Below are 18,923 nucleotides of genomic sequence, written 5' to 3'. Positions count from 1 at the left end.
TCAGTGCGGTGCTTCGGCCGCATGGTTGAGCGAATACTTCGGAATCTCGACGGTCAGGTCTTCGGTACCGACCTTGGCCTGGCACCCCAGACGGGACTCGCGTTCAAGACCCCAAGCCTTATCAAGGTAGTCCTCTTCCAGCTCGTCAGCCTCTTCCAGCGAGTCGAAACCCTCGCGGATGATGCAGTGACAAGTGGTGCAGGCACAAACGCCGCCACAGGCACTTTCCATCTCGATGTGGTGCTCGTGGGCCAGTTCGAGGATGGAAATACCCGTCTCAGCCTCAACAACCATGCCTTCGGGGCAAAACTTCTCGTGTGGCAGAAAAATGACCTGCGGCATCGTTATTCCTCAATCTCATTCAGGTTGCGCCCCGCCAGCGCGGCTTTCACCGTCGAGTCCAGGCGGCGGGCAGCAAAGGCGTCGGTCACTTGCGACAGACGCTTGGTCTGCTGCTCGATGGCGTAACCATCGGTACCTTTCATCAGTTCGGTCAGTTCCTGCACCTGCAGGTCGATGACCATGCGCTCGTCGGCGTCGAGCAGTCGGTCGCCGTCGGCCTCCAGGGCAGCCTGCACCGCTTCGATCAGGCGCTGGGCATCGACCTGCTGCTCACGCAGTACCCGGGCAACCTTGTCATCGTTGGCGTGCTGGAACGAATCCTTGAGCATCTTGGCGATTTCGCCGTCGGTCAGACCGTAGGACGGCTTGACCTGGATGCTGGCTTCGACGCCCGAACCCAGTTCGCGGGCGGACACACTGAGCAAGCCATCGGCATCGACCTGGAAGGTCACGCGAATCTTCGCTGCGCCGGCCACCATCGCTGGAATGCCACGCAGCTCAAAGCGCGCCAGTGAGCGGCAGTCGCTGATCAGCTCGCGCTCGCCCTGCAACACGTGGATTGCCATGGCCGACTGGCCGTCTTTGTAAGTGGTGAAGTCCTGGGCACGAGCGACGGGGATGGTGGTGTTGCGTGGAATCACCTTCTCCATCAGGCCGCCCATGGTTTCCAGCCCCAGGGACAACGGAATCACGTCGAGCAGCAGCAGCTCATCGCCATCGCGCTTGTTGCCGGCCAGGGTATCGGCCTGGATCGCGGCACCGATGGCCACCACTTGATCCGGGTCGATTTCAGTCAGCGGCTGGCGACCGAAGGCTTCGGCGACGGCTTCACGAACGCGAGGCACGCGAGTCGAACCACCGACCATGACCACGGCATGCACGTCTTCCAGCTCGACACCGGAATCACGCACCGCGCGGCGGCAGGCCTTCAGGCTTCGCGCGACCATCGGCTCGATCAACGCATCAAAGGCTTCACGGGTCAGTTCGGCTTTCCAGGCGCCATGCGCCACTTCGACCGACGAGGCACTGGTCAGCGCTTCTTTGGCGGCACAGGCAGTCTGCAGCAGTTGACGCTGCGCGCCCGGATCAAGGTCGGCCGACAAACCGGCGCCCTCAATGATCCAGCCAGCAATCGCGTGGTCGAAGTCATCGCCACCCAGGGCGCTGTCGCCGCCAGTGGCCAACACTTCGAAGACACCGCCGGTCAGGCGCAGAATCGAAATATCGAAGGTGCCGCCGCCCAGGTCGTAAATCGCGACCAGACCTTCGGCGTGCTGGTCCAGACCGTAAGCCACGGCTGCCGCGGTCGGCTCATTGAGCAAGCGCAATACGTTCAGACCGGCCAGCTTGGCCGCGTCCTTGGTGGCTTGACGTTGAGCGTCGTCGAAATAGGCCGGAACGGTGATCACCGCGCCCACCAACTCACCGCCCAGGGTCGCCTCGGCACGCTGACGCAGGACCTTGAGGATGTCGGCGGAGACTTCCACCGGGCTTTTCGGCCCCTGGATCGTCTCGATGAACGGCATGTGCGATTCGCCACCGACAAAGCGGTACGGCAACTGATCACCCAGCTGCTTGACGTCGGACAGACCACGACCCATCAAGCGCTTGACCGACAGCACGGTGTTCAAAGGATCGGTGGCGGCGGCCAGTTTGGCGGACTCGCCAACTTCGACGCGATCGGCGTGATAGCGTACGGCAGACGGCAGAATGACCCGCCCTTCTGCGTCAGCCAGAGGCTCGGAAAGTCCACTGCGCAATGCAGCGACCAGCGAATTGGTAGTGCCCAAGTCGATCCCCACAGCCAGACGACGCTGGTGCGGTTGAGGACTTTGGCCGGGTTCGGCGATCTGCAGTAGGGCCATCGTTATCAGGACTTATCTGTATATCAGGCGTGCGACCGGAGCGGCACTGGGTTAATCGTCGAGGCGCTCTTCTAACTGGCGCACTTCGTAGGTGAGCTTGTCGAGGAACTGCATGCGCCGCATCAGGCGTTCGGCCCGTTCACGGTGCGCGGCATCGTTCCAGCAAGCTGCGAAGCTTTGGTTCAGTTCATCCTGGGCAGCCTTGAGGCGGCGCTTGAAGACGGCAACGCCATTCAGGTCGGCGCTGTCCTGCAGGTCTTCGAGCTCTTCGCGCAGCTCCATCTGCTGCAGCAGAAACTCCGGATCATGCACCGTGACCTCCAGCGGCAGCTCGCCACCATTCAAGGCGAGCAGGTAACGCGCGCGCTTGGGTGGACTCTTGAGCGTCTGGTAGGCCTCGTTGAGGCTCGCGGATTGTTCCAGCGCCAACCGCTGCTCGCGCTCGGAAGCGTCAGCAAAACGGTCCGGATGAACGCCGCGCGCCAACTCACGGTAGCGCGTAGCCAGCTGATCGAGATCCAGATCGAAACTCGGTTGCAGCTCAAATAAAGCGAAATGACAAGGAGTACCCACGACAAGCCTCAGATGTTGAAGCTTTCGCCGCAGCCACATTCACCGCGTACGTTGGGGTTGTTGAACTTGAAGCCTTCGTTCAACCCTTCCTTGACGAAATCGAGTTCGGTGCCGTCCAGGTAGGCCAGGCTCTTCGGGTCGATGATCACTTTCTCGCCGTGACTCTCGAACACCTGGTCCTCTGCAACCACCTCGTCGACAAACTCCAGCACGTAGGCAAGGCCGGAACAGCCCGTGGTGCGAACACCCAGACGAATCCCTTCACCTTTGCCGCGCCCGTCGAGGGAGCGCCGCACGTGTCGAGCAGCCGCTTCTGTCATGCTGATAGCCATCGGTGACTCCTTACTCGTCGCCAAAACTCGAAAATCAGATCAAGCCTTTCTTCTGCTTGTAATCGCGAACAGCCGCCTTGATGGCGTCTTCAGCGAGTACCGAGCAGTGGATTTTCACTGGCGGCAGGGCCAGTTCTTCAGCCAGCTGGGTGTTCTTGATGGTTTCCGCTTCGTCCAGGGTCTTGCCCTTCATCCACTCGGTGGCGAGGGAGCTGGAAGCGATAGCCGAACCGCAGCCGTAAGTCTTGAACTTGGCATCTTCGATGATGCCGGCTTCGTTGACCTTGATCTGCAGGCGCATCACGTCGCCGCACGCCGGAGCGCCGACCATGCCGGTGCCGACATCAGGATCTTCCGCGTCCATCTTGCCGACGTTGCGCGGGTTTTCGTAGTGGTCGATGACCTTTTCGCTGTAAGCCATGATTCTCAATCCTCACTCATCAGGGCCGCTCTTGAGACCCTGCAGTTACGCTGCGTGGACCGCCGCGCTGCTACAGGACCCGTATCCGGCGGCTTCTTTGTTTAGTGTGCCGCCCACTCGATCTTCGAGATATCGACGCCGTCTTTGTACATGTCCCACAGCGGCGACAGAGCGCGCAGCTTGGTAACGGCCTCGCAAACTTTCTGCGCGGCGTAATCGATTTCTTCTTCGGTGGTGAAACGGCCGAAGGTGAAGCGGATCGAGCTGTGTGCCAGTTCGTCGTTGCGACCCAGGGCGCGCAGTACGTACGAAGGCTCAAGGGACGCCGAGGTGCAGGCCGAACCGGACGAAACCGCCAGATCCTTGAGTGCCATGATCAGCGACTCGCCTTCAACGTAGTTGAAGCTCAGGTTCAGGTTGTGCGGAACGCGGGCGGTCATGCTGCCGTTGACGTACAGCTCTTCCAGGTGCTCGACCTGCTTGTAGAAACGGTCGCTCAACGCCTTGATGCGCGCGTTCTCGGCAGCCATGTCTTCCTTGGCTACGCGGAAAGCTTCACCCATGCCGACGATCTGGTGGGTCGCCAGGGTGCCGGAACGCATGCCGCGCTCGTGGCCACCGCCGTGCATGGTCGCTTCGATACGCACGCGCGGCTTGCGGCTTACGTACAGGGCGCCGATGCCTTTAGGACCGTAGGTCTTGTGGGCGGAGAACGACATCATGTCGACTTTCAGCTTCTGCAGGTCGATCTCGACCTTGCCGGTGGACTGAGCGGCGTCGACGTGGAACAGGATGCCCTTGGAACGGAGCAGTTCGCCGATCGCTGCGATGTCGTTGACGGTGCCGATTTCGTTGTTCACGTGCATGACCGAAACCAGGATGGTGTCGTCGCGCAGTTCGGCTTCGATCATCTCCGGGGTCACCAGGCCATCGGTACGAGGCTCGATGTAGGTCACTTCGAAGCCTTCACGCTCCAGTTGGCGCATGGTGTCCAGGACAGCCTTGTGCTCAATCTTGGTGGTGATCAGGTGCTTGCCTTTGGTGGCATAGAAATGTGCCGCACCCTTGATTGCCAGGTTGTCGGATTCGGTGGCACCGGAAGTCCAGACGATTTCACGCGGGTCGGCGTTGACCAGATCAGCGACCTGACGACGAGCGTTTTCAACGGACTCTTCAGCTTTCCAGCCGAACACGTGGGAACGGGACGCCGGGTTACCGAAGTTTCCGTCGACCAGCAGGCATTCACTCATTTTTTGCGCAACACGCGGATCAACCGGGGTGGTCGCAGAGTAATCAAGGTAAATCGGCAATTTCATGGACTATCTCCTAAATCAGGCTGGCTGGCGTGCCGCTAGCTCTTTGGCTGTCATTCGACGGCGGACGCTTCAATCTTGTCCAGGCGTGGCGCCTTGCTGTTGCAACGGCGCTGGTCCTGACGCTGGGCTACTTCTTGTACCTCACGGCGAGTCACAAGGTCAGCCAAGCTGATACCGCTCAGAAATTCGTGAATTTGCAGGCTCAGATCGCACCACAAGTGGTGGGTCAGACAGGTGTCGCCTTGATGGCAATCACCCTGGCCCTGGCATTTGGTTGCATCGACCGATTCGTTCACCGCATCGATCACCTGGGCGACCTGGATGCCCTGCATGTCGCGGGACAATTGGTAGCCACCACCCGGACCACGTACGCTGGACACCAGATTGCTGCGGCGCAGCTTGGCGAAAAGCTGTTCGAGGTAGGACAGGGAGATGCCTTGGCGCTCGGAGATATCGGCCAGGGACACGGGCCCGTGCTGCGCGTGTAACGCCAGGTCAAGCATGGCGGTCACGGCGTATCGGCCTTTTGTAGTCAGTCGCATGGACAATTACCACGGAGTTCGGAATGAGGCGAGTATGCAATTCCCGAGTATTTAAGTCAACTATAAGACCTAGTACTTTAGTCAGGTTTACCCGCAAAAGAGCGGCAGCATCATAGCAAAGGCCGGCCATATACAGCCAGCAGTACCGCGTTATCGTTCATCGCGAGCAAGCTCGCTCCCACACTGGACCGCGTCAGCCTGTACAACTTGATCACCTGTGGGAGCGAGCTTGCTCGCGATGAATTCGACTCGGTTTAGCTGGCCTGACTCTGATCCTTGTCCTTCACGCAGGCGAAATCTTCTTCGCGCAGCTCAGGCAGATCTTTCGCACAGTAATTGCTGCCCAGGTCCTTCAACGCCCCGCACATCCCCTCCAGACGACCATCGACCGCCTGCAGGTGATCGAGCAACTGGTTAATGGCGCGAGCCACCGGGTCAGGCATGTCTTCAGTCACACCGTAGGCATCGAAGCCGATTTTCTCGGCCATGGCCTTACGCTTGGCATCTTGTTCTTCGTCGGACTTGACGATGATCCGCCCCGGAATACCCACCACAGTGGCACCCGGCGGCACTTCTTTAGTCACAACGGCGTTGGAACCGACCTTGGCCCCGGCACCAACCGTGAACGGGCCGAGCACCTTCGCGCCCGCCCCGACCACGACGCCATCACCCAGCGTTGGGTGACGCTTGCCCTTGTTCCAGCTGGTGCCGCCCAGGGTCACGCCCTGATAAATAGTGACGTCATCGCCGATCTCGGCGGTTTCACCGATGACGATGCCCATGCCATGGTCAATGAAGAAACGACGACCGACCTTGGCCCCCGGATGGATCTCGATCCCGGTCAACCAGCGGCCGAAGTTCGACACCAGCCGCGCCAGCCATTTCAGGTCCGCGCGCCACAGCATCGCCGACAAACGGTGGATCCAGATGGCGTGCATGCCCGGATAGCAAGTCAGGACTTCAAAAGCGTTACGCGCCGCCGGGTCTCGGTGGAATACGCTCTGGATATCTTCACGCAAACGCTCGAACATCATTAATCCTTCCGCTTAAGGAGCTCACCACGGGCCGCTTTTTGGGTTTCCGTGAGGATGCCACGCAAAATATTCATTTCCGCCCGGCTGACCGAGCTGCGTCCGTACAACCGGCGCAGGCGCGCCATCAAGTGCCGTGGCTTTTCCGGATCGAGGAATTCGATGGCCACCAGGGTCTGCTCCAGGTGCTCATAGAATCGCTCCAGCTCGTCCATGGTCGCCAGCTCAGCGCTTTTGACCGAGGCCACTTCTTCCTTCTCGACCTTGCTCGGCTGACCTTGGGCCGCCAGCCAGGACATGCGCACTTCATAACCCAACACCTGCACCGCCGCCCCAAGGTTCAACGAGCTGAACTCAGGGTCTGATGGAATGTGCACGTGATAATGACATCGCTGCAGCTCTTCGTTGGTCAGGCCGGAATCTTCACGACCGAACACCAGAGCGATTTCCGCACCCTGCCCCGCTTCCTCGACCACCTTCGTTCCGCATTCGCGGGGGTCGAGCAGCGGCCAGGGAATGCGCCGGTCGCGAGCACTGGTACCAAGCACCAGGTTGCAACCGACCAAGGCATCTTCCAAGGTGGCGACGACTTGCGCGTTTTCAAGGATGTCCCCGGCACCGGAGGCACGGGCATCGGCCTCGTGATGCGGGAACACACGAGGCTCGACCAGCACCAGCCGCGACAGCCCCATGTTCTTCATGGCACGCGCAGCCCCGCCGATATTGCCCGGATGGCTGGTATTGACCAGGACGACACGAATGTTTTGCAGCAAGGGAGGCGCTCTCGAACACAATAATCGGGAGCCGAATCTTACAGCTGAACCTACCGTTAAGCCATGAAAGCGAACGTCGTCCTTCTCCTGTAGAAACTTTCTGATAGAATGCCCGGCTTTCTTTAACAACCTTAGGTGACACATCCATGCAGCCCATGCTGAATATCGCGCTGCGCGCCGCCCGCAGCGCCAGTGAATTGATCTTCCGCTCCATCGAGCGCCTGGATACCATCAAGGTCGACGAAAAAGACGCCAAGGATTACGTATCCGAGGTGGATCGCGCCGCCGAACAGAAAATCATCGATGCCCTGCGCAAGGCGTACCCGAATCACTCGATCCTGGGTGAAGAAACCGGCATGCACGCCGGCACCGGCATCGAAGGCGAAGAGTACCTGTGGATCATCGATCCGCTGGACGGCACCACCAACTTCCTGCGCGGCATTCCTCACTTTGCTGTCAGCATCGCCTGCAAATACCGCGGTCGTCTTGAGCACGCTGTTGTTCTGGACCCGGTTCGCCAGGAAGAATTCACCGCCAGCCGTGGTCGCGGCGCTCAACTGAACGGTCGTCGCCTGCGCGTCAGCGGTCGCACCAGCCTCGACGGCGCCCTGCTGGGTACCGGCTTCCCGTTCCGTGACGACCAGATGGACAACCTCGACAACTACCTGGGCATGTTCCGCGCCCTGGTTGGCCAGACCGCCGGCATCCGCCGCGCCGGCTCTGCAAGCCTGGACCTGGCCTACGTGGCTGCCGGCCGCTTCGACGCCTTCTGGGAGTCGGGCCTGTCCGAATGGGACATGGCGGCAGGCGCCCTGCTGATCCAGGAAGCTGGCGGCCTGGTGAGCGACTTCACCGGCGGTCACGACTTCCTTGAAAAAGGCCACGTCGTTGCTGGTAACACCAAGTGCTTCAAGGCAGTCCTGACGGCCATCCAGCCGCACCTGCCAGCCTCGCTGAAGCGCTAAGCTTCCAGCGACAGAAAAAGCACCCTTCGGGGTGCTTTTTTTATGCCTGGAATTTGCCCCCTCAAACACCGCAAATCCAAATGTGGGAGCGAGCTTGCTCGCGAAGAGGCCGTGTCAGTCAATTGAGATGGCGACTGACACACCGCCTTCGCGAGCAAGCCCGCTCCCACAAGGGATTGCGGTGGCGCATAAATCGCGGGCACAAAAAAGCACCCCGCAGGGTGCTTCTTTTTTAATCCAGCGTCAGCAGATCAGTGAGCCGTCTGATTATCCGACAAGATCAACTTGCCCTCTTTATCCACAGGGATCTGGTTCCCCGGATCACGATCCATGCGCACCTTGCCTTCCTTGCCGTCCAGCGAATAACGCACGTCGTAACCTACAACCTTGTCACTGATGTCGTTAACCGTGTTACAGCGGGTCTGGGTGGTGGTGTAGGTATCACGCTCCTGCATGCCTTCCTGCACCTTGTTACCGGCGTAACCGCCACCGACAGCACCTGCGACCGTGGCGATCTTCTTGCCGCTGCCGCCACCGATCTGGTTACCCAGCAAACCACCTGCCAATGCACCGACCACCGTACCGGCGATCTGATGTTGATCTTTCACCGGCGCCTGCCGGGTGACCGCTACATCCTTGCACACTTCACGTGGAGTCTTGATTTGTGTCTTGACCGGCTCAACGGCGAGTACTTGTGCGAACTCCGGGCCGCTTTTAACCAGGCTGTAGGTGGCCACAGCACCCCCGGCAGTCACACCGACAGCACCCAGTACAGCACCAACCAGCATCGACTTGTTCACATGAACCTCCTGGACCATCACATGCGGGATAAACCCGCGCTTCTCCCTGCCTTGGAGCACAAAAAAAGGCGCGAGTTCAACTCGCGCCTTTTTCGGACTACATCGCTGAAAGAAGCTTCCTTCAAGGACGGTCGTCGACTTCCTTCTCGGCATTGGCCGGAGGAATCAGGTCTTCCGTGCTCAGGTTCAGCCAGATCAGCACCACGTTCGCGATGTAGATCGACGAGTAAGTACCCGCCAGAACACCGATGAACAGGGCGATGGAGAAGCCGAACAGGTTGTCGCCACCGAAGAACAGCAGGGCCGCGATCGCCAGCAAGGTGGAAATCGAAGTCGCCATGGTCCGCAGCAGGGTTTGCGTGGTCGAGATGTTGATGTTCTCGATCAGGCTGGCCTTGCGCAGTACCCGGAAGTTCTCACGAACCCGGTCGAATACCACGATGGTGTCGTTGAGCGAGTAACCGATGATCGCCAGCACCGCCGCCAGTACCGTCAGGTCGAAGGTGATCTGGAAGAACGACAGGATACCGATGGTCACGATCACGTCGTGGATCAGGGACACGATCGCACCGACCGCAAACTTCCACTGAAAGCGGAACGCCAGGTAGATCAGGATGCCGCCCAGCGCCATCAGCATGCCGAGGCCGCCCTGGTCGCGCAGCTCTTCACCCACCTGCGGGCCGACGAACTCGACGCGCTTGACCGTCGCCGGGTTTTCGCCGCCCACCTTCTGCAAGGCTTCGGCCACCTGGTGACCCAGTTGCGGGTCTTCGCCAGGCATGCGCACCAGCAGGTCGGTGGTTGCACCGAAGTTCTGCACGATGGCTTCGTGATAACCCGCGGTCACCAGCTGCTCACGCACCTGGGTGACGTCGGCCGGACGCTCGTAGGTCAGCTCGATGAGCGTACCGCCGGTGAAGTCCAGGCCCCAGTTCATGCCCTTGGTGGCGACGCTGAACAAGGCCAGCACCGTAAGGAACAATGTGACGCCGAACGCAAAGTTGCGAACGCCCATGAAGTTGATTGTACGTAACATGGCAGCCCCTTAAATCCACAACTTCTTGAAGTCACGACCGCCGAAGATCAGGTTGACCATCGCGCGGGTCACCATGATGGCCGTGAACATCGAGGTAAAGATCCCGAGGGACATGGTCACTGCGAAGCCCTTGACCGGGCCGGTGCCCATGGCAAAGAGGATGCCGCCGACCAACAGTGTTGTCAGGTTGGCGTCGAGAATCGCGGTGAATGCCCGGCCGAAGCCTTCGTTGATTGCGCGCTGCACGGTCATGCCGGCGGCGATCTCTTCACGGATCCGCGAGAAGATCAGCACGTTGGCGTCGACCGCCATACCCATGGTCAACACGATACCGGCGATACCCGGCAGGGTCAGCGTTGCACCCAGCAGAGACATCAAGGCCAGCAGCATCACCATGTTCACCGTCAGCGCGACGGTGGCGATAATGCCGAAGAAGCGGTAGATGGCGATGATGAACAGCGAGACGAACAGCATGCCCCACAGCGATGCATCGATACCCTTGGTGATGTTGTCGGCACCCAGGCTTGGACCGATGGTGCGTTCTTCAGCGAAGTACATCGGAGCGGCCAGACCACCGGCACGCAGCAACAGCGCCAGTTCGGACGACTCGCCCTGGCCGTTCAGGCCAGTGATGCGGAACTGAGCACCCAGCGGCGACTGAATGGTCGCCAGGCTGATGATCTTCTTCTCTTCCTTGAAGGTCTGAACCGGCACGTCTTTCTCGACGCCGTTGACCACTTGCTTGGTGTAAGTGGTAACCGGGCGCTGCTCGATGAAGATCACCGCCATGCTGCGACCGACGTTCGAACGGGTCGCACGGCTCATCAGCTCGCCGCCGTGGCCATCCAGACGGATATTCACTTCTGGCCGGCCGTGCTCGTCGAAGCCAGCCTTGGCGTCGGTTACCTGGTCACCGGTGATGATCAGGCCACGCTCGATCAGTGCAGGAGGACGGTTGCCCTCACGGAACTCGAAGGATTCGGAAGTGGCTTTCGAAGCACCCGGCTCAGCCGCCAGACGGAACTCGAGGTTGGCCGTCTTGCCGAGGATACGCTTGGCTTCGGCAGTGTCCTGCACGCCCGGCAGCTCAACCACGATGCGGTTGGCGCCCTGACGCTGGACGATCGGTTCGGCAACACCCAGCTCGTTGACGCGGTTACGTACCGTGGTCAAGTTCTGCTTGATGGAGTATTCACGGATTTCCGCCAGCTTGGCCGGGGTCATCGCCAGACGCAGCACCGGTTGACCATTGAGGTCGGCCGGAACAATGTCGAAATCGTTGAAGTTCTTGCGGATCAGCGTACGGGCCTGTTCGCGGGCTGCTTCATCAGTGAAGCCCAGCTGAATGGCACCGCCCAGTTGCGGCAGACTGCGATAGCGCAGTTTCTCTTTACGCAGCAGGCTCTTGACGTCGCCTTCGTAGACTTTCAGGCGCGCGTCGAGGGCTTTGTCCATGTCCACTTCCAGCAGGAAGTGCACACCACCGGACAAGTCCAGACCCAGCTTCATCGGGTGCGCAGCGAGGTTGCGCAGCCATTGCGGGGTGGTTTGTGCCAGGTTCAGCGCGACGACGTAGTCATCACCCAATGCCTTGCGCACGACGTCCTTGGCCGGCAGCTGGTCTTCAGCCTTGGTCAGGCGAATCAGACCGCCCTTGCCGCCCTCTGCCAGCGTGGCAGCCTTGACGTTGATCCCGGATTCCTTGAGCGCAGCGCTCACGCGATCCAGATCAGCCTGATTGACCTGCAGCGCAGTGCTTGCACCGCTGACCTGAATGGCCGGGTCATCAGGATAAAGATTGGGAGCGGAATAAATCAGACCGACCGCCAGCACCGCCAGGATCAGAATGTATTTCCACAGAGGATATTTGTTCAGCATCACGCCGCCCGTTTATGACGCGGGGCGCCTTGCGCGCCCCGTCGATTGAAAATGAAGTTGAAACTTAGATCGCTTTGAGCGTGCCTTTTGGCAGCGTGGCGGCGATGGCGCCTTTCTGGAACTTCATTTCGACGGTGTCGGAAACTTCCAGAACGACGAAATCGTCGGCCACTTTAGTGATCTTGCCGGCGATGCCGCCGGTGGTCACAACTTCGTCGCCTTTCTGCAGGCTGCTCAGCAGGTTTTTCTGCTCTTTGGCGCGTTTGGCCTGTGGACGCCAGATCATCAGGTAGAAGATGACCAGGAAGCCGACCAGGAAAATCCACTCGAAACCGCCGCCCATAGGGGCTGCCGCAGGTGCAGCAGCGTCTGCCATGGCATTAGAGATAAAAAAGCTCATTTAGCACTCCAGTTGCAAATGTTGAATCTTGGGGTCAGTAAACTCAGTCCAAAGGCGGAACAGGCAACCCGCGTTTGGCGTAGAAGGCATCGACAAAGGCGGCCAATGTACCCTGTTGAATAGCCTCGCGCAAACCAGCCATAAGCACTTGATAATGGCGCAAGTTATGGATGGTATTGAGCATGCTTCCCAGCATTTCGCCGCACTTGTCCAGGTGATGCAGATAAGCGCGGGAGAAGTTCTGGCAGGTATAGCAATCGCAGGTCGGATCGAGCGGCGAATCATCATGGCGATGGAACGCGTTACGGATCTTCAGCACGCCGGTATCAATGAACAGATGCCCATTGCGGGCATTACGGGTTGGCATCACGCAATCGAACATGTCCACACCGCGGCGCACACCCTCAACCAAGTCTTCCGGTTTGCCAACGCCCATAAGGTAACGAGGTTTGTCAGCGGGCATCATGCCCGGCAGGTAATCCAGCACCTTGATCATCTCGTGCTTGGGCTCGCCCACCGACAGGCCGCCGATGGCCAGGCCGTCGAAGCCGATCTTGTCGAGGCCTTCCAGGGAGCGCATGCGCAGGTCCTGGTGCATGCCGCCCTGAACGATACCGAACAGCGCCGCCGTGTTGTCACCATGGGCTTCTTTCGAACGCTTGGCCCAACGCAGGGACAATTCCATGGAGATGCGGGCAACGTCTTCGTCGGCCGGGTACGGCGTGCATTCGTCGAAAATCATCACGATGTCGGAGCCCAGGTCACGCTGGACCTGCATCGACTCTTCCGGGCCCATGAACACCTTGGCGCCGTCGACCGGAGAAGCGAAGGTCACGCCCTCCTCCTTGATCTTGCGCATCGCGCCCAGGCTGAACACCTGGAAACCGCCGGAGTCGGTCAGAATCGGGCCTTTCCACTGCATGAAATCGTGCAGGTCGCCGTGCTTCTTGATCACTTCCGTGCCCGGGCGCAGCCACAGGTGGAAGGTGTTGCCCAGAATGATTTCAGCGCCCGTCGCCTCGATATCCCGTGGCAGCATGCCCTTGACCGTGCCGTAGGTGCCCACCGGCATGAAGGCCGGGGTCTCGACGGTACCGCGCGGGAAGGTCAAACGACCGCGACGAGCCTTGCCATCAGTGGCCAGCAGCTCGAAAGACATACGACAGGTGCGACTCATACAGTTTCCTCTGGGCCCGATTCTTTAGGGGCAGTCGGCGCAGGATTACGCGTGATGAACATCGCATCACCGTAGCTGAAAAAGCGGTAACCGTTGTCGACCGCGGCCTTGTAGGCAGCCATGGTCTCGGGATAACCGGCGAACGCCGAAACCAGCATCAACAGCGTGGATTCAGGCAAATGGAAGTTGGTGACCAGGGCATCGACCACATGAAACGGCCGGCCCGGGTAGATGAAAATGTCGGTATCGCCACTGAACGGCTTGAGCACGCCATCGCGGGCGGCGCTTTCCAGGGAACGCACACTAGTAGTCCCCACCGCCACCACGCGACCACCGCGAGCGCGACAGGCGGCGACGGCATCGACCACGTCCTGGCCGACTTCCAGCCATTCTGTGTGCATGTGGTGGTCTTCGAGCTTCTCGACCCGCACCGGCTGGAAGGTGCCAGCGCCAACGTGCAGGGTCACGAACGCGGTCTCGACGCCCTTGGCGGCAATCGCCTCCATCAGCACCTGATCGAAATGCAGCCCCGCCGTCGGCGCCGCCACCGCGCCCAAACGCTCGGCGTAGACGGTCTGGTAACGCTCGCGGTCGGCGCCCTCGTCCGGGCGGTCTATATAAGGAGGCAGCGGCATGTGCCCGACACGGTCGAGCAACGGCAACACCTCCTCAGCGAACCCCAGCTCGAACAACGCATCGTGACGCGCCAGCATTTCAGCCTCGCCACCGCCGTCGATGAGGATCTTCGACCCAGGCTTGGGCGACTTGCTGGAACGCACATGGGCCAGCACGCGATGACTGTCGAGCACCCGCTCCACCAGGATTTCCAGCTTGCCGCCGGAAGCCTTCTGGCCAAACAGCCGCGCCGGAATCACCCGGGTATTGTTGAACACCATCAAATCGCCGGGGCGCAAATGCTCCAGCAAATCAGTGAATTGACGGTGTGCCAGGGCGCCGCTGACCCCATCAAGGGTCAACAGGCGACTATTGCGCCGCTCGGCCAGCGGATGGCGGGCGATCAGCGAATCAGGGAGCTCGAAGGTAAAGTCAGCAACGCGCATGATGGGGTTCGTCTAGCAGGGCCGGGAAGTCTAGCGGAATTATCAAAAATTCTCCATGTACCTGATTGACCAGCGGTTATCTCATCTCTATACTTCGCCGCCATTGAGCCCTGATGGCGGAATTGGTAGACGCGGCGGATTCAAAATCCGTTTTCGAAAGGAGTGGGAGTTCGAGTCTCCCTCGGGGCACCAAAATTAAGAAAGGTCTTGCTTTGCAAGGCCTTTTTTTTCGTCTGCAGAAAAGTACCTGACACCCCACCGGCTTGTGTAGGAGCTGCCGAAGGCTGCGATCTTTTGACCTTGCTTCTCTCTTTTACCCTTCACCCCGCCTGACCCTTTCACAAGGACTCCCCATGGAATCGCAACTGGAAACCGTCGCCCTCTTCTCCCTCAAACTGGCTTATGAATCGGAAGGTTCGAGCCCGATTTTGCGGGATGATTTGGTGATGGGTGACTACCAGCGGGATGTGTTTGAGTTGCTGGTGCGTCGGGGGGATGTTGAGGCGATTCAGGTGAAGGTGGATGAGTGTGTGGGGTTGGCGTTGGAGGCTGTTGGGGGTGTGGATAAGCCGTTAGGGCGGGAGTTGCGGAGGTTGGCGGCTGAATTTGCCAATATTCAGACGATGGAGCAGCTCGACACCCCACTCATTGCGCTCAAGGATTATCTGAAAGACATTCAATGAATTAAGCAGCCTAAAAGGCGGACCGCCAACGGACAAACCGGCGTTGGTCGCCACGCCTCATCCAATAATTAATCCGTCCCCATTTCTCCCGAACCGGCTACGCTGAACGAGGCCAATCGCCAGCATGCGATTGTTCAGGGTCAAGGCCGTCGATATTCGCTGTCTCGATCCTCCAATTTTGAACGAGCGGTGGCTCTCAGCATGCCGCCGTTTCTCCATGGAAGTGAGACATGATTGAGTCGATTAGCCTGTCCAATATTGCTACTTACAGTCCAACAACCCCTGAAACCGTCGCGAATCTCAAGCAAATAAACTTCTTTTACGGGGCGAATGGTGCGGGCAAGACAACCCTCAGTCGGCTCATAAATAAGCCCGAGATTTCCGGAGACTCCAAGATCACTTGGCTCCGGAATACTCCAATCCCGGCGATGGTCTACAACAACGACTTTATCAAGGATAACTACAAAGACTCCGAAGACCTCAAAGGCGTCTTTACACTGGGCAAAGCTGAGAAAGAACAGCTTGATCGTCTCAAAGAACTCCAAGCAGAAAAGCAGCGCCACCAGCAGCAAAAAAACAGGTCGATGGCGATGCTAGATGGTGAGAATAGTAATGGTGGTAAAAATGCAGAGCTTGCAGCCTTGGAAGCAAAGTTTCTTGCCCGCTGCTGGGATCAAAAGCAAAAGCACGACAACGAATTTCATGGCGCTTTTACAGGCGTAAGGAACAGTAAAGAAGGGTTTAAGGCTCGTGTCTTGCAGGAAAGTTCGAGCAATCAGGCGGCGCTTGTCGATCTGGCCAACCTCAAAGAAAGAGCTTCAGTCTTGTACGGCGAAGCACCCTCGCCAATGAACGTTGTTTCAAATCTCGACCTATCTCGCTTGATTAATTTCGAGAGCAGTCCGGTTCTGAAAAAGAAGGTAATCGGTAAAGAGGATGTAAGTATCTCTGCTCTGATCCAGCGACTTAATAACAGTGACTGGGTTCGTCAAGGTATGAGGTTTTTAGAAAACTCGGATGAGCAGTGTCCTTTTTGCCAGCAGGCTATTTCCCATGATTTCGAGAAAAGCCTTGCCGACTATTTCGATGAAACATTCGAGGCGGATACCAAGGCAGTAGCAGACTTTCGCTCGCATTACTTTCGAGTCGCCGATGAAATGCTGGGGCAGGCTAATGCCATATTAACCATGGACTGCATTCATCTTGATAAAGAAAAGCTCGGACTCGATTTCCAGACCATGGAAGCCATAGTTCTTGTCAATAAGGGCCGAATCGACAATAAGGTGTCCAGTCCGAGCATAGAAGTAGGCCTAGAAAGTCTTGAAGGACTTCAACACGGTATCGAGGAGGTTATCCGCGCTGCCAATGTGAAGGTCACGGAGCATAATCGCTTGGTCGCGAGTTTTACCGCTGAGCAAAAGAAGCTGACTGGAGAGGTGTGGAAATACATTCTGGAGTCTGAATTCAAAACTACATTGGCAGACTATGGCAATGACAAATCGCGGTTGCAAAAGGCGATAGCTGGAATCACCAGTAGCCTTGAGAAGGCTCAGCAGGACACTGCTCAGACCGAGTTAGAAATCGATAAGATAGAAACATCTCTAACGAGCGTTAAGCCGACGGTTATTGCCATCAACAAAATACTGAAGGATTTTGGATTTCGAAGTTTTTCCCTCGATCCGACCTGTGCTGGAAATTCCTACAGGCTTATTAGGGCTGATGGAACGGATGCCAAAAACACGCTTAGTGAAGGTGAAAAGACGTTCGTCACCTTCCTGTATTTCTATCATCTGCTCAAAGGCAGCATCACGACATCTGGTATCACGACCGACCGCGTCGTGGTCATTGATGACCCTGTGTCCAGTCTCGACAGCGACGTGTTATTCATCGTGAGTAGTTTAATCAAGCAGCTATTTAGCGAGGTCCGACAAAAGGGAGGCAATCTAAAGCAAATTTTTGTACTCACTCACAATGTGCATTTTCACAAGGAAGTCACCTTTAACCAAAACAGGAAATCTGGCACCTCTCTCGGCGATGAAGGGTTCTGGATTGTTCGTAAACCTGGGCATTACTCGGAGATCGAATTCCACTCCGCCAACCCCATTAGAACTTCGTATCAGCTACTGTGGAACGAACTGAAGAAAAAGCCCGTACCGGCCCTCACGCTCCAAAATACCATGCGCCGGATCTTGGAGAATTACTTCAAAATCCTTGGCGGCATCGACACCCAGGAGCTTGTCGCTCGGTTTGAGGGACATGAGAAGATTCAGTGCCAGTCACTCATCAGTTGGGTTAATGACGGATCGCATTACGCTCCCGACGAGCTCTACGTTGCCATCGGTGACGCCATGGCTGCCAGCTACATGAAGATTTTCTTCAAAATATTTAAAGTCACAGACCACATGGCTCATTACCAGATGATGATGGATGGTGACTTCGTAGATCTCGATCCTGATGAGCCCAATCCAGAGGCAGAGACAGAGACGGAACTCTCTGACAGTGCGCACCAACTCGCCTCAATCGTCGAGAATCCTGCGTCTCCCATATTAGTTGCTCTACCAATCGAGCGTGAGGGAGAGAGTCTAGGTGAGCCCCCCACTACAGCTCCCACGAAACCCACTGACCTGCTGACGCTTAGCCCTGAGGACCCGGATTCAGACATACCGTTCTGAGTTTCATCTGAACCTCGCTTGGTGTGCCAGGAACCACGCACACCAAGACAGCGGGCCGGTAGCGGCTGCTTTCGCCACGGCAGCCACCGCGCAAATATGTAACTCTCGGACAGATGGCCCTGTCCTGTTTCAACATTCGTCATAGATCAAAAGTTCGCCGCCGCACGTTTTCACCCCACGTGTTTGAAGGTTGCGAGAAAAGGGCCCGCACGATAACCTCCCACCGTCGCTGCCAATTCAGCGACCGGGTGTGGTAACCCGAGTTATTCAAGGCGCAACAGCGCCCCAATCACGTCTTCAGGCGCTTTTTTTTATGCCTGCGGCGTGAGTTATGGCGGCTGTGCGTGGGACGCCCTCGGGCGTGCCGGTTTCCTTGATTCCCGGTTTACCACCCTGCGCACAGCTGTCACCCATTCGTGTGGTAACGAACGTGGCAGCTCCTCATATCAAGGAGTTGGATAATGCGCAGTATCAATCCGTTTGAAATTTGGCTTTTCTCTCTATGCAATTCCCAATCGCGTAACGCCCTCCCCCATCACATCTCCATCCTCGGAGGTGGCCAATGACTGAACAACTTGAACTCAAAACCATCGGCCTGACGCCCGCCATCTACTGCGCGGATCAAGCGCTGTTTCATGTCACTCGCGGCGTTCCTCTCGGCGAGGCGTTGTCCATGGCCTCCGATTTTCTGTTCCTGGCCAAAACGCTCACTGAAGATGCCGCTTATGCCAGGGACACTGACCGTCACGCCTGGGCGGCGCACTATCTGACTTCGATGAGTAAGGCGTTGGTGGATGATGCGGTGAAGGTGCTGGAGCGGGATCGGGCGGTTGCGTCGATGTCCAAACGGGCGGCGGAGGCTGAAGGGTAGGTTCTTGGTTTTAGGCGTCAGGCATAACGCTTGTGGGGACGGGTTTGGTTGCGGGGGGCTTGGGCATTCAGCGGGAGCGGTGGTTGCCTTGGGTTTTTCGCGAGCAAGCTGAACTGGTCAAGTAATCCCAGACACCGATTACGGTGTTTATGCCGCTTTTTGCTCCATAGCTATTGGCGACAGGT

19 protein-coding genes and 1 tRNA gene are annotated in these 18,923 nt (G+C 58.0%); 5 read left to right on the top strand and 15 right to left on the bottom strand.

Annotated elements, in window-relative coordinates; all coding sequences use genetic code 11:
* The 9 genes from fdx to trmJ all read right to left on the bottom strand — a co-directional run bounded on the left by fdx (position 1) and on the right by trmJ (position 7,195).
* Positions 1-342, bottom strand: coding sequence for an ISC system 2Fe-2S type ferredoxin (fdx, locus tag AC1RP7_RS13490; RefSeq protein ID WP_007998670.1), 342 nt, complete (start codon positions 340-342; stop codon positions 1-3).
* Between the two features lie 2 nt (positions 343-344).
* Positions 345-2,207, bottom strand: a complete 1,863-nt coding sequence (gene hscA, locus AC1RP7_RS13485; protein ID WP_057716301.1) for a Fe-S protein assembly chaperone HscA — start codon at positions 2,205-2,207, stop codon at positions 345-347.
* Positions 2,208-2,258: 51 nt separating this feature from the next.
* On the bottom strand, positions 2,259-2,780 hold the full coding sequence (gene hscB / locus AC1RP7_RS13480) for a co-chaperone HscB (RefSeq protein WP_057716302.1): 522 nt from the start codon (positions 2,778-2,780) through the stop codon (positions 2,259-2,261).
* Between the two features lie 8 nt (positions 2,781-2,788).
* Entirely contained in the window at positions 2,789-3,112 is a 324-nt protein-coding gene (gene iscA, locus AC1RP7_RS13475; RefSeq protein ID WP_003227904.1) for an iron-sulfur cluster assembly protein IscA, read from the bottom strand.
* Between the two features lie 34 nt (positions 3,113-3,146).
* Positions 3,147-3,533: a Fe-S cluster assembly scaffold IscU gene (gene iscU, locus AC1RP7_RS13470; protein ID WP_028620148.1), complete on the bottom strand. Its 387-nt coding sequence runs from the start codon at positions 3,531-3,533 to the stop codon at positions 3,147-3,149.
* A 101-nt stretch (positions 3,534-3,634) separates the two neighbouring features.
* A complete protein-coding gene (locus AC1RP7_RS13465) occupies positions 3,635-4,849 on the bottom strand; it encodes an IscS subfamily cysteine desulfurase (protein WP_057716303.1) in 1,215 nt (404 codons plus the stop codon).
* 50 nt (positions 4,850-4,899) lie between these two features.
* Positions 4,900-5,391, bottom strand: coding sequence for a Fe-S cluster assembly transcriptional regulator IscR (gene iscR / locus AC1RP7_RS13460; RefSeq protein WP_007903581.1), 492 nt, complete (start codon positions 5,389-5,391; stop codon positions 4,900-4,902).
* Between the two features lie 254 nt (positions 5,392-5,645).
* Entirely contained in the window at positions 5,646-6,422 is a 777-nt protein-coding gene (gene cysE / locus AC1RP7_RS13455; RefSeq protein WP_007982740.1) for a serine O-acetyltransferase, read from the bottom strand.
* A gap of 2 nt (positions 6,423-6,424) precedes the next feature.
* Entirely contained in the window at positions 6,425-7,195 is a 771-nt protein-coding gene (trmJ, locus tag AC1RP7_RS13450) for a tRNA (cytosine(32)/uridine(32)-2'-O)-methyltransferase TrmJ (protein ID WP_008053257.1), read from the bottom strand.
* Positions 7,196-7,341: 146 nt separating this feature from the next.
* Between trmJ and suhB the strand changes: the two genes are divergently transcribed.
* Positions 7,342-8,160, top strand: coding sequence for a type III secretion system regulator SuhB (suhB, locus tag AC1RP7_RS13445; RefSeq protein ID WP_008053258.1), 819 nt, complete (start codon positions 7,342-7,344; stop codon positions 8,158-8,160).
* Positions 8,161-8,411: 251 nt separating this feature from the next.
* On the opposite strand, the gene AC1RP7_RS13440 is transcribed toward suhB, so the two are convergent.
* From AC1RP7_RS13440 to queA, 6 genes are all read right to left on the bottom strand, one after another.
* Positions 8,412-8,960: a glycine zipper 2TM domain-containing protein gene (locus tag AC1RP7_RS13440; RefSeq protein WP_223501124.1), complete on the bottom strand. Its 549-nt coding sequence runs from the start codon at positions 8,958-8,960 to the stop codon at positions 8,412-8,414.
* A 121-nt stretch (positions 8,961-9,081) separates the two neighbouring features.
* The gene (gene secF / locus AC1RP7_RS13435) at positions 9,082-9,996 is read right to left on the bottom strand and encodes a protein translocase subunit SecF (RefSeq protein WP_057716305.1); all 915 of its coding nucleotides are present in this window, start codon (positions 9,994-9,996) and stop codon (positions 9,082-9,084) included.
* Positions 9,997-10,005: 9 nt separating this feature from the next.
* Positions 10,006-11,874, bottom strand: coding sequence for a protein translocase subunit SecD (gene secD / locus AC1RP7_RS13430; RefSeq protein ID WP_057716306.1), 1,869 nt, complete (start codon positions 11,872-11,874; stop codon positions 10,006-10,008).
* Positions 11,875-11,938: 64 nt separating this feature from the next.
* Positions 11,939-12,274 carry a preprotein translocase subunit YajC gene (gene yajC, locus AC1RP7_RS13425; RefSeq protein ID WP_007956696.1) on the bottom strand — a complete coding sequence of 112 codons (336 nt, stop codon included), beginning with the start codon at positions 12,272-12,274 and terminating at the stop codon, positions 11,939-11,941.
* Between the two features lie 43 nt (positions 12,275-12,317).
* Complete coding sequence (tgt, locus tag AC1RP7_RS13420; RefSeq protein WP_162130301.1) at positions 12,318-13,433, bottom strand: tRNA guanosine(34) transglycosylase Tgt; 1,116 nt, start codon at positions 13,431-13,433, stop codon at positions 12,318-12,320.
* A gap of 14 nt (positions 13,434-13,447) precedes the next feature.
* Positions 13,448-14,512: a tRNA preQ1(34) S-adenosylmethionine ribosyltransferase-isomerase QueA gene (gene queA, locus AC1RP7_RS13415; protein WP_150718723.1), complete on the bottom strand. Its 1,065-nt coding sequence runs from the start codon at positions 14,510-14,512 to the stop codon at positions 13,448-13,450.
* Between the two features lie 107 nt (positions 14,513-14,619).
* Between queA and AC1RP7_RS13410 the strand changes: the two genes are divergently transcribed.
* The 4 genes from AC1RP7_RS13410 (at position 14,620) to AC1RP7_RS13395 (ending at position 18,738) form a co-directional block, all read left to right on the top strand.
* Positions 14,620-14,704: transfer RNA gene (locus AC1RP7_RS13410), tRNA-Leu, on the top strand.
* 161 nt (positions 14,705-14,865) lie between these two features.
* Complete coding sequence (locus AC1RP7_RS13405; protein WP_493183317.1) at positions 14,866-15,195, top strand: hypothetical protein; 330 nt, start codon at positions 14,866-14,868, stop codon at positions 15,193-15,195.
* 230 nt (positions 15,196-15,425) lie between these two features.
* On the top strand, positions 15,426-17,867 hold the full coding sequence (locus AC1RP7_RS13400; protein WP_493183316.1) for an AAA family ATPase: 2,442 nt from the start codon (positions 15,426-15,428) through the stop codon (positions 17,865-17,867).
* Positions 17,868-18,429: 562 nt separating this feature from the next.
* On the top strand, positions 18,430-18,738 hold the full coding sequence (locus AC1RP7_RS13395; protein ID WP_493183315.1) for a DUF3077 domain-containing protein: 309 nt from the start codon (positions 18,430-18,432) through the stop codon (positions 18,736-18,738).
* The last annotated feature ends 185 nt before the right edge of the window (positions 18,739-18,923 follow it).

The sequence above is a fragment of the Pseudomonas sp. GW822-FHT01E03 genome (genome assembly GCF_058802985.1).
Note: the sequence above shows the minus strand (reverse complement) of the source record. Positions and strands in the feature narration are given on the sequence as shown.